11 protein-coding genes are annotated in these 9758 nt (G+C 68.9%); 4 read left to right on the forward strand and 7 right to left on the reverse strand.

From position 1 onward, the window contains the following. Positions 1-3: 3 nt before the first annotated feature. From HMPREF2581_RS10335 to HMPREF2581_RS10345, 3 genes are read right to left on the reverse strand one after another with little or no spacing between them, the layout of a single operon-like run. Positions 4-597, reverse strand: a complete 594-nt coding sequence (locus tag HMPREF2581_RS10335) for an LON peptidase substrate-binding domain-containing protein (protein ID WP_003093212.1) — start codon at positions 595-597, stop codon at positions 4-6. Positions 598-616: 19 nt separating this feature from the next. After that, positions 617-1327: an LrgB family protein gene (locus tag HMPREF2581_RS10340; RefSeq protein ID WP_003093214.1), complete on the reverse strand. Its 711-nt coding sequence runs from the start codon at positions 1325-1327 to the stop codon at positions 617-619. Next, positions 1327-1689 carry a CidA/LrgA family protein gene (locus HMPREF2581_RS10345; protein WP_003093216.1) on the reverse strand — a complete coding sequence of 121 codons (363 nt, stop codon included), beginning with the start codon at positions 1687-1689 and terminating at the stop codon, positions 1327-1329. Before HMPREF2581_RS10345 ends, HMPREF2581_RS10340 begins: the two co-directional genes overlap by 1 nt. Positions 1690-1882: 193 nt before the next feature. Here HMPREF2581_RS10345 and HMPREF2581_RS10350 point away from each other — a divergent pair, with 193 nt between their 5' ends. From HMPREF2581_RS10350 to HMPREF2581_RS10360, 3 genes are all read left to right on the forward strand, one after another. Further along, positions 1883-2338 carry a MaoC family dehydratase gene (locus HMPREF2581_RS10350; RefSeq protein WP_003093220.1) on the forward strand — a complete coding sequence of 152 codons (456 nt, stop codon included), beginning with the start codon at positions 1883-1885 and terminating at the stop codon, positions 2336-2338. 190 nt (positions 2339-2528) lie between these two features. Continuing rightward, complete coding sequence (locus tag HMPREF2581_RS10355; RefSeq protein ID WP_003118249.1) at positions 2529-4268, forward strand: C13 family peptidase; 1740 nt, start codon at positions 2529-2531, stop codon at positions 4266-4268. Between the two features lie 46 nt (positions 4269-4314). Then, positions 4315-4956, forward strand: a complete 642-nt coding sequence (locus tag HMPREF2581_RS10360; RefSeq protein ID WP_003093223.1) for an oxidoreductase — start codon at positions 4315-4317, stop codon at positions 4954-4956. 19 nt (positions 4957-4975) lie between these two features. Here HMPREF2581_RS10360 and HMPREF2581_RS10365 read toward each other — a convergent pair whose 3' ends face one another. From HMPREF2581_RS10365 to eatR, 4 genes are all read right to left on the reverse strand, one after another. Continuing rightward, entirely contained in the window at positions 4976-5269 is a 294-nt protein-coding gene (locus HMPREF2581_RS10365) for a YceK/YidQ family lipoprotein (protein WP_023094415.1), read from the reverse strand. Beyond that, on the reverse strand, positions 5253-5882 hold the full coding sequence (gene ubiX / locus HMPREF2581_RS10370; protein ID WP_003093227.1) for a flavin prenyltransferase UbiX: 630 nt from the start codon (positions 5880-5882) through the stop codon (positions 5253-5255). Before ubiX ends, HMPREF2581_RS10365 begins: the two co-directional genes overlap by 17 nt. An 8-nt stretch (positions 5883-5890) precedes the next feature. Further along, a complete protein-coding gene (gene mpl, locus HMPREF2581_RS10375; RefSeq protein WP_003124067.1) occupies positions 5891-7246 on the reverse strand; it encodes a UDP-N-acetylmuramate:L-alanyl-gamma-D-glutamyl-meso-diaminopimelate ligase in 1356 nt (451 codons plus the stop codon). 157 nt (positions 7247-7403) lie between these two features. Further along, the gene (eatR, locus tag HMPREF2581_RS10380) at positions 7404-9335 is read right to left on the reverse strand and encodes a sigma-54-dependent transcriptional regulator EatR (protein ID WP_011666549.1); all 1932 of its coding nucleotides are present in this window, start codon (positions 9333-9335) and stop codon (positions 7404-7406) included. Positions 9336-9673: 338 nt separating this feature from the next. Here eatR and HMPREF2581_RS33505 point away from each other — a divergent pair. Beyond that, positions 9674-9758, forward strand: an 85-nt coding sequence (locus tag HMPREF2581_RS33505; RefSeq protein WP_239667261.1) for a hypothetical protein, incomplete at its 3' end; no start/stop codon positions are given.

Below are 9758 nucleotides of genomic sequence, written 5' to 3' on the forward strand. Positions count from 1 at the left end.
CGTTCAGTCGATACCCAACTCGCCCTGCAGGTGCTCCAGCAGCACCTGGATCCGCGCCAGTTGCATCTGCGCGTCGGGCAGGGCGAGCAGTTCGAGCTTGCGTTCGGTATCGAACGGCAGCAGGTAGGCCAACTGGTTGGCCAGGTCCTGCTGGCCGCCGGGCTCGCCGCCCATCTCCAGCGCGGCCACCATCGGATGCTCGGCCAGCACGCTGAGCAACGCGGCGAGATCGTTGTGTTCGTAGGTCAGGGGTTGCTCCGGCAGGTCTTCGAACCACTCGATCTCGCCAACGCTGAGCTGGTCGGCCTGGACCTCCACCGACAGCACCTGGAAACGCCGACCGCCCTCCACGCGGATGCCCAGCAGGCCGTTCGGGCGCTGCTGCCAGTCGCGGACCGAGGCCTCGCAGCCGACCATCGCCAGGCGGCTCGGCGCTTCGCCGACCTCCCGCCCTTCGCCGATGGTCACCACGCCGAAACCGGTGCCCTGCTTCATGCAGCGGCTGATCATGTCCAGGTAGCGCGCCTCGAAGATCTGCAGGTCCAGGCGGCAACCGGGGAACAGCACGGCGTTGAGGGGAAACAACGGCAACTTCATCGCGACTCCTCGGGCATCGTCAGGCAACCAGCGCTACCGCCAACGGTAGCAGCACTGCGGTGGCAACGCCCATCAGGCTCATCGCCAGGGCGGCGAAGGCACCACACTCCTCGCCTTCCTGCAAGGCCCGCGACGTGCCCACCGCGTGGGCCGTCATGCCCAGCGCCATGCCCTGCGCGGCGGGGTGCCGGACGCCGATGGCGCGCAGCAGCTCCGGCCCGAGGATCGCCCCGAGCACCCCGGTGATCAGTACGAACACGGCGGCCAGCGCCGCCACGCCGCCGATCTGGCTGGCCACCAGCATGGCGATCGGCGAGGTCACCGACTTCGGCGCCATGCTCATCAGCATCCGCGGCTCGGCACCGAACAACCAGCCGAATGCGATGCCCAGCACCGTCGCCAGCGTACCGGCGACCACCAGGGTCAGCAGGGTCGGCCAGAACAATTGGCGGATACGCCGCAGGTTGAGGAACAGCGGCACCGCCAGGGCCACCGTGGCGGGGCCGAGGAGAATGGTCAGGACCTTGGCGCTGGCACTGTATTCGTCGTAGTCGATGCCGCAAAGCAGCAGTACGCCGATCACCACCAGCATCGACACCAGCACCGGCTGCAGGAACACCCAGCGGGTCCGTTCATAGGCGGCCAGGGCCAACTGGTAGGCGCCCAGGGTCACGCCGACGCCGAACAGCGGATGGTGGATCACCGCCTCGAGGGCGGCCTGCCAGGCCATCAGGACTCCTCCCGGCGACGTTGCTGGCGATCGATGAGCTTCTGCATCATCCAGCCGGCGAACAGGAACGACAGCAGCAGCGACAGTACCAGCGCGCCGACGATGGCCCAGAAGTCGGCGGCGATCTCCCGCGCATAGGCCATCACCCCGACCGCCGCCGGCACCAGCAGCAGCGGCAGGTAGCGCAGCAACGAGCCGGCCGCCTCGTTGACCGGCTTGCCGACCTCGCCACGCGCCAGGAAATAACCGAACAGCAGCACCAGGCCGATGATCGGACCGGGCAGCATGGGCAACAACAGAACGTTCAGACCTGTGCCGAGCAACTGGAACAGCACCAGCCAGGTCAGACCACGAAGCAACATGGGCACCTCCAGCAAGGGCCGACCATTATGCCCAGCCCGCCGGGACATTGGCACGCTCCTCGCCTATCCATCAGTCGCAGTCGCGGCACCGCATGACGCGATATTCGCCAGGCCGATGGTTTCTTGACCCGGTCGCCAACGCGTGCTGATCTTCCTGCACCATGAGAACAACAGCCATCCTCCCGGAGGACTTATGCCATTCGTACCCGTAGCAGCGCTCAAGGACTATGTCGGCAAGGATCTCGGCCATTCCGAATGGCTCACCATCGACCAGGAGCGGGTCGACCAGTTCGCCGAATGCACCGGCGACCACCAGTTCATCCACGTCGATCCGGAGAAGGCGGCGAAGACGCCCTTCGGCGGCACCATCGCCCACGGTTTCCTGTCCCTGTCGCTGATCCCGAAGCTGATGGAAGGCCTGCTGGTGCTTCCCGAAGGACTGAAGATGGCGGTCAACTACGGCCTCGATACGGTGCGCTTCATCCAGCCGGTGCGGGTCGGCTCGCGGGTCCGCCTGGGCCTGACCCTGCTCGACGTCAACGAGAAGAATCCCGGCCAGTGGCTGATCAAGGCGCGCGCCACCCTGGAGATCGAAGGCCAGGAGAAACCCGCCTACATCGCCGAGACCCTCAGCCTCTGCTTCGTCTGAGCCCGCCCCAGCGAGCGCTGCCGTTCGCTTGACGGCCAGGCGCCTTCGCGCCCCTCTCCCCCCTTCCAAAAGCCCCCGCTCGCGGGGGCGCTCTGGGCCGGCAGGGAAATACCCTACTGCCAGGCAACGATTTTTCCGCCACACTGTCTCCCCTCCACCCTCGGACCGAACCACTCATCGGGAACGCCGCATGCTTCGCCCCGCCAGGTCTCTCTCGCTCTGCTCCGCCCTGGTCATCCTGCTCGCCGCCTGTGGCGAGGGCGAACCGCTGCTCCCGGCCGATGCGCGCCTGCCGGACGGCGCGCGCTATCGCGGCGAGCTGGTGGACGGGCGCCTGGAAGGCCAGGGCCGGCTGGACTACGACAACGGCGCCTGGTACGCCGGCCGCTTCGAGCATGGCCTGCTGCACGGCCATGGCACCTGGCAGGGCGCCGACGGCAGCCGCTACAGCGGTGGCTTCGCGGCCGGCCTGTTCGACGGCCAGGGACGCCTGGCGATGGCCGATGGCAGCGTCTACCAGGGCGGCTTCCGCCAGGGCCTGTTCGATGGCGAAGGCAGCCTGGAACAACAGGGCACTCGCTACCGCGGCGGTTTCCGCAAGGGCCTGTACAGCGGCCAGGGCACGCTGGACGGCAGCGATGGCAGCCGCTACCAGGGCAGCTTCCGCCAGGGTCGCCTGGAAGGCGAAGGCAGCTTCAGCGACAGCCAGGGCAACCAGTACGCCGGTACCTTCCGCGACGGGCAACTGAACGGCAAGGGGCGCTGGAGCGGGCCCGATGGTGACCGCTACGTCGGCCAGTTCAAGGACAACCAGTTCCATGGCCAGGGGCGCTACGAAAGCGCCAGCGGCGATGTCTGGATCGGCCGCTTCAGCGAAGGCGCGCTGAACGGCCCCGGCGAGCTTCTCGGCGCCGACGGCAGCCGCTACCGCGGCGGTTTCCAGTTCTGGCGCTTCCATGGCCAGGGCCTGCTCGAACAACTGGACGGCACCCGCTACGAAGGCGGCTTCGCCGCCGGCGCCTATGCCGGCCAAGGCACCCTGGACCGCGCCGACGGCAGCCGTGAGCAGGGACTCTGGGCCGACGGCAAGCGCATCCGCGACGCCGCCGGCAAGGCCCTGCCCGACACCCTGGAAATCGGCCTGTTGGCCCAGGGTCGCCTGCTCGACGAAGAACTGCGCAAGATCCCGGCCTCGACGCCGGCCAGCGAACTCTATGCCCTGAGCCTGGGCGGCGATGGCCGCCAGGGCGTGTTCCTGCGCGAGGCCGATTACGCCGGCGACCTGCTCGGCCAGCGTTTCGCCGCTCGTGGCGTGATTCGCCTGGTCAACCACCGCGACCACTTCGGCGACCGCCCGCTGGCTACCCGGGAAAGCCTGTCCCGCGCCGTGCGCACCCTGGCCGAACGCAGCGGGCCGGAAGACCTGGTCTTCATCTACCTGACCAGCCACGGCTCCAGCGACCACCAGTTGGCCCTGGACATGCCCGGCCTGAACCTCGGCGACCTGCCGGCCGCGGAACTGGCCGAACTGCTCGCGCCGCTGCGCCAGCGCGACAAGGTGCTGGTGGTATCGGCCTGCTACAGCGGGGGCTTCATCCCGCCGCTGAAAGACGAACGTACCCTGATCCTGACCGCCGCGCGTGCCGACCGGGTCTCGTTCGGCTGTTCCGACGACGCCGACTTCACCTATTTCGGCCGCGCCTTGCTGGCCAATGCGCTGAACCGCACCGACGATCTGTCCAAAGCGTTCGAACTGGCGAAAGAGGAAGTGCGTCAAAGGGAGAAGGAGGAAGGTTTCGAAGCTTCGGAACCGCAAGCCTGGTTACCGGAACGCGTGCTCGCGCACTGGCGGACGCTGCGGGGGCAGCAAGCCGAGCGCGCGCTCGCGTCCCGGGAAGGAAAAACCGGCGAGGGCGCGGCGGGCAAATAGATACGCCGCGCACTACGCTCATTGGTGTGGAAGGGGAGAAACACACATGCACTCGACGCCCAAGCGCGTTCTGCTCGCCGGCGCGACCGGTCTTACCGGCGAGCACCTGTTGGATCGGATATTGAGCGAGCCGACCCTGGCCAAGGTCATCGCCCCTGCCCGCAAGGCGCTGGCCGAGCATCCGCGGCTGGACAACCCGGTCGGCCCGCTGGCCGAGCTGCTGCCGCAACTCAACGGCAGCATCGATACCGCCTTCTGCTGCCTCGGCACCACGATCAAGGAAGCCGGCTCGGAGGAGGCCTTCCGCGCGGTCGATTTCGACCTGCCGCTGGCGGTGGGCAAGCGCGCGCTGGAGATGGGCGCCCGGCATTACCTGGTGGTCAGCGCCCTGGGCGCCGACGCCAAGTCGTCGATCTTCTACAACCGGGTCAAGGGCGAACTGGAGCAGGCCCTGCAGGAACAGGGCTGGCCACAGCTGACCATCGCCCGGCCATCGCTGCTGTTCGGCCCGCGCGAGGAATTCCGCCTGGCCGAGATCCTCGCCGCGCCGATCGCCCGCATCCTTCCCGGCAAGTACCACGGCATCGAGGCCTGCGACCTGGCCCGCGCGCTCTGGCGCCTGGCGCTGGAGGAAGGCAAGGGCGTGCGCATCGTCGAGTCCGACGAACTGCGCAAGCTGGGGAAATGAGCCGCGGGCGGGTCCCGCCCTACATGCCGCCGCTGACGCCGAGGTTGAGGCCGATGGCGGTGGCCAGCGAGAACGGCAGCAACAGGGTGTCCAGCAGCGCGCTGCCCGGCAGGTCGAGCCCCGGATGGGCCGGCGCCTCCGCGCCGAAGCGTTCCATCGGGCAGCAGCCGCCGTGCAGGCTGTACCAGTCCAGCCGGGTGCCGGCGTAGACCACCGGCGCCCCTGGCTTGGCCGCATCCAGGGTGCGCACGGTGGCGCAACCGCCCAACTGCACCGCCAGGACCAGTAGCAGCACCCTACTCGTCGCTGACAAGGTGCTGTTCCCCCCAGCGCGGCAGCATGTCCTGGGGAATCCCCAGGGTGTTGAGGATTCGCGCGACGACGAAGTCCACCAGGTCCTCCACCGATTGCGGCTGGTGGTAGAAGCCCGGCGCCGCCGGCAGGATCACCGCGCCGAGGTTGGACAGCTTGAGCATGTTTTCCAGGTGGATACTGGAGAACGGCGCCTCGCGCGGCACCAGCACCAGCGGCCGGCGCTCCTTCAGGGCGACATCGGCGGCGCGCTCGATGAGGTTGTTGCAGGCCCCCGTGGCGACCGCCGACAGGGTGCCGGTGGAACACGGGCAGATCACCATGGCATTGGGCGCGCTGGAGCCGGAGGCCGGCGGCGCCATCCAGTCGTTCTGGCCGAACACGCGGATCTGTCCGGCGGCGGCACCACAATATTCGGTGAGGAAGGCCTGCATCGCCTGCGGTTTGGCCGGCAGGGCCACGTCGGTCTCGGTGGCCATCACCAGTTGCGCGGCCTTGGAGATCAGGAAGTGCACCTCGCGCTCTTCCTGCACCAGGCAATCGAGCAAGCGCAGGCCGTACTGGGCGCCGGAGGCGCCGGTCATCGCCAGGGTAATGCGTTCCGGACCGCTCATTGCGCCCCTCACTCGGCCAGCGCCGCGGCCAGCTTGCCGTGCAAGCCGCCGAAGCCGCCGTTGCTCATGATCACCACTTGCGCGCCGGGCCTGGCCTGCTGGCGCACCTGCTCGATGATCGCCTCCAGGGTATCGCAGACCTGCGACGGTATCGCGCATTGCGCGGCGGTGGCGGCCAGGTCCCAGCCCAGGTTCGGCGGCGCGTACCAGAGCACCTGGTCGGCCTGGCGCACGCTGTCCGGCAGGCCGTCGCGATGAGCGCCGAGCTTCATCGAGTTGGAACGCGGCTCGACGATGGCGATCACCTGGGTATCGGCGCCAACCTGCTTGCGCAGGCCGTCGAGGGTGGTGGCGATGGCGGTCGGATGGTGGGCGAAGTCGTCGTAGAGGGTCACGCCCCGGACCTCCGCGACCTTCTCCATGCGCCGCTTGACGTTGCGGAACTCGCTGAGTGCCGCCGCGCCCTGGCTGGGCACCACGCCGACATGGCGCGCCGCCGCCAGGCTGGCGAGGGCGTTGGCGACGTTGTGCAGGCCGGTCAGCGGCCAGTCCACCTCGCCCTGGACGATGCCGTCGAACAGCACCTCGAAGCGCGAGCCGTCCTCGGCGAGCAGGCGCGCCTGCCACTGGCCGCCTTCGCCGGTGGTCTGCACCGGGGTCCAGCAGCCCATCCCGAGTACGCGCTCCAGGGCTTTCTCGGCGCTCGGGCGAATGATCAGGCCCTCGCCCGGCACGGTGCGCACCAGATGGTGGAACTGCCGCTCGATGGCCGCGAGGTCGGGGAAGATATCCGCGTGGTCGAATTCCAGGTTGTTCAGGATCGCCGTGCGCGGGCGGTAATGGACGAACTTCGAGCGCTTGTCGAAGAAGGCGCTGTCGTACTCGTCGGCCTCGACCACGAAGAACGGCGTACCGCCCAGGCGCGCCGAAACCCCGAAGTTCTGCGGCACCCCGCCGATCAGGAAGCCCGGGCTCATGCCGGCGTGCTCCAGGACCCAGGCGAGCATGCTGGTGGTGGTGGTCTTGCCGTGGGTACCGGCCACCGCCAGCACCCAGCGTCCTTGCAGCACGTGGTCGGCCAGCCACTGCGGGCCGGAAACGTAGGGCAGGCCCTTGTTCAGGACATGCTCCACCGCCGGATTGCCGCGCGACAGGGCGTTGCCGATCACTACCAGGTCCGGCGCCGGCTCCAGGTGGGCCGGATCGTAGCCCTGCATCAGCTCGATGCCCTGGGCTTGCAGCTGGGTGCTCATGGGGGGGTAGACGTTGGCGTCGGAACCGGTCACCCGGTGGCCCAGTTCCTTGGCCAGCACGGCCAGCGAGCCCATGAAGGTCCCGCAGATGCCGAGTACGTGGATGTGCATGCAGACTCCTGCAGATCAAGCCGTCGAAGGCGCTGTGAATGGGCGGCAGATTAGCACAGCGGAGGCGCCGGCCGCCCGGCGTCGCGGCATCAGACGACGCGGCGTCGGCGGGGTTCCCGCCGGCCTCGCGGCGGCCCGCCTGGAGCCGTCCCGCCCGTCAGGCCTGGCCGCGCACCAGGCCGTGCCGGCGCAGCTTGCGATACAGGGTGTTGCGGCTGATCCCCAGTTGCTCGGCCACCCGGCTCACGTGCCAGCGCTGGCCATCCAGCGCCGCCAGCAACGCGGCTCGCTCGGCGTCGTCCAGGCTGTTGCTCGCGGCCGGGGCGGGCGCCGCTGCGGCGGGCGGCAGCGCCGCCAGGGCCTGGCGGATATCCGCGGGCAGGTCGCGCAGGCCGACCCGGCCGTCCTCGCAGAGTGCCACCAGGGTCCGTAGCACCGTGCGCATCTGCCGGACGTTGCCCGGCCAGCGGTAGGCCAGCAGGCCCTGGCGAACCTCGCCGTCGAGCTGGATGCGCTGGCCCCTGGCTTCCTCGGCCAGCAGGTAGTCCAGCAGCTCCTCGCGGTCGCTGCGCTCGCGCAGCGGCGGCAGGCTCACGACCATGCCATTGAGGCGGTAGTAGAGATCCTCGCGGAAGCGTCCGTCGGCGACCAGCCCGGCCAGGTCGCGGTGGGTAGCGCTGATCAGGCGCACGTCGACATCCTCTGGCTCGCCGCCCAGCGGTACTACCCGGCGCTCTTCCAGCACCCGCAGCAGGCGGGTCTGCAAGGCCAGCGGCATGTCGCCGATCTCGTCGAGGAACAGGGTGCCGCCGTCGGCCTGCTGCAACTTGCCGCGCATGCCCTCCTTGCGCGCGCCGGTGAAGCTGCCGCCGCGATAACCGAACAGTTCGCTCTCGATCAGGGTTTCCGGGATCGCCGCGCAGTTCAGCGCGACGAACGCCTGTTCCGCGCGCGGGCCGGCCAGGTGCACGGCCTTGGCGAAGGCCTCCTTGCCGGAACCGGTCTCGCCGTTGAGCAGCAGCGGCACGTCGCGCGCGTAGACCTTCAGCGCCCGGCGGAAATCGGCGGCCAGCTCGGCGTCGCCCAGGCACAGGCCGGGCGCGGCAGGCGCCGGCTTCGCTGCCGTGGGCACCGCCAGGCCCTGGGGTATCGCCCGCGGCGCGCCGCGCAGCATGGCGTACAGGGTCCGTCCCTCGCGGGTGCGCAGCGGCCAGCTGGCGCTGGGTTGCGGCGAGGCGCGACCGAGCAGGTCGTCGAGACGGCAATCGAAGAAGGTCTCCACCGGCTGGCCGAGCAGGCGCTGGCGCGGACAACCGAGCAGGTTCAGCGCGCTCTGGTTCACCGCGCGGATCCGCCCGTCTTCCTCGAAGGCCAGCAGCCCTTCGCTGAACAGGCCGACATAGTCGCCCTGGACATGGAAGCGCAGCAGCCAGGAGCCCTCGAAGCGACGGAGGAAATAGCAGCCCTCGATGATCTTCGCCGACAGGTTGACCAGCGCCATGGTGTGGAACTGGCTCTGCCGCGAGACTTCCTGGCGCGCCGAAGACACGTCGAGCACCGCCATCAGCTCGCCCTGCGGATCGAACACCGGGCTCGCCGAGCAGGTCAGGCCGGTGTGGCGGCTACGGAAGTGCTCTTCCTGCTGGATGGTCAGGGCCTGCCGCTCGACCACGCAGGTGCCGATGCCGTTGGTGCCTTCGCAGGGCTCGCTCCAGTCGGCGCCGAGCCAGAGGCCGGCGTGTTCGAAGGTCTGGCGCTGGGCGTCGGCGTTGACGCAATTGAGGATCACCCCGCGGGCATCGGTGAGCAGTACCGCATGGTCGTTGCCGGAAAGCTGCTGGTAGAGGCTGTGCATCTCGCCATCGGCGATCTCCAGCACCTGTTGCAGGCGCTCGCGGCGTTCGAGCATGCGCGCGTGCTCCAGCACCATCGGCGCCATCGGCTGGCCGGGATCGAGATGGTGCTGTTCCAGGCAGCGCAGCCAGGAGCGGGCGATGGACGGATCGGTCGCAGGGCCGCCCGGCGGGATCTTGCCCTGGGCGACGGTCAGCACTTGCCGCGCGTGGCGGCTCATGGAACTGGCAGGCATTGTTATGGTTCTCCGCGAGGGACGGGCCGTCTCTTGCCTGGGCGCGGTGGATCGATCCGCGACTCTCCGGACGGCTATCGGTGCAGCATCCAACAGGGCGGGGCGCAATGCAACGACGGACTGACCGATGAGTCATGCGCTGCGCCGAAAACGGTACAGAGTGTCACTCACGAGCGTCCCGCCCGCGTGACAGGGAGCGTTCGCAAGCTCCCCTGCGAAACCTCCAGGACGCTCTACTCCGGGCCTTTCGCCACTCTGGCCCGGCCCTTGCTCCAGGCTTACGACAAGCGCGACAGCGCGTCCTCCCCTAATAAGCACAAGAGCCAGGAGATACCATCATGCGTTACGCCCATCCCGGTAGCGAAGGCGCCATCGTTTCCTTCAAGGCCCGCTACGGCAACTACATCGGCGGCGAGTTCGTGC

Source organism: Pseudomonas sp. HMSC057H01, assembly GCF_001836405.1.
Classification (GTDB): Bacteria; Pseudomonadota; Gammaproteobacteria; order Pseudomonadales; family Pseudomonadaceae; genus Pseudomonas; species Pseudomonas aeruginosa.

Coding starts and splice junctions, on each gene's coding strand:
- HMPREF2581_RS10335 (WP_003093212.1), bottom strand. CDS start 597: ATGAAGTTGCCGTTGTTTCCCCTCAACGCCGTGCTGTTCCCCGGTTGC.
- HMPREF2581_RS10340 (WP_003093214.1), bottom strand. CDS start 1,327: ATGGCCTGGCAGGCCGCCCTCGAGGCGGTGATCCACCATCCGCTGTTC.
- HMPREF2581_RS10345 (WP_003093216.1), bottom strand. CDS start 1,689: ATGTTGCTTCGTGGTCTGACCTGGCTGGTGCTGTTCCAGTTGCTCGGC.
- HMPREF2581_RS10350 (WP_003093220.1), top strand. CDS start 1,883: ATGCCATTCGTACCCGTAGCAGCGCTCAAGGACTATGTCGGCAAGGAT.
- HMPREF2581_RS10355 (WP_003118249.1), top strand. CDS start 2,529: ATGCTTCGCCCCGCCAGGTCTCTCTCGCTCTGCTCCGCCCTGGTCATC.
- HMPREF2581_RS10360 (WP_003093223.1), top strand. CDS start 4,315: ATGCACTCGACGCCCAAGCGCGTTCTGCTCGCCGGCGCGACCGGTCTT.
- ubiX (WP_003093227.1), bottom strand. CDS start 5,882: ATGAGCGGTCCGGAACGCATTACCCTGGCGATGACCGGCGCCTCCGGC.
- mpl (WP_003124067.1), bottom strand. CDS start 7,246: ATGCACATCCACGTACTCGGCATCTGCGGGACCTTCATGGGCTCGCTG.
- eatR (WP_011666549.1), bottom strand. CDS start 9,335: ATGCCTGCCAGTTCCATGAGCCGCCACGCGCGGCAAGTGCTGACCGTC.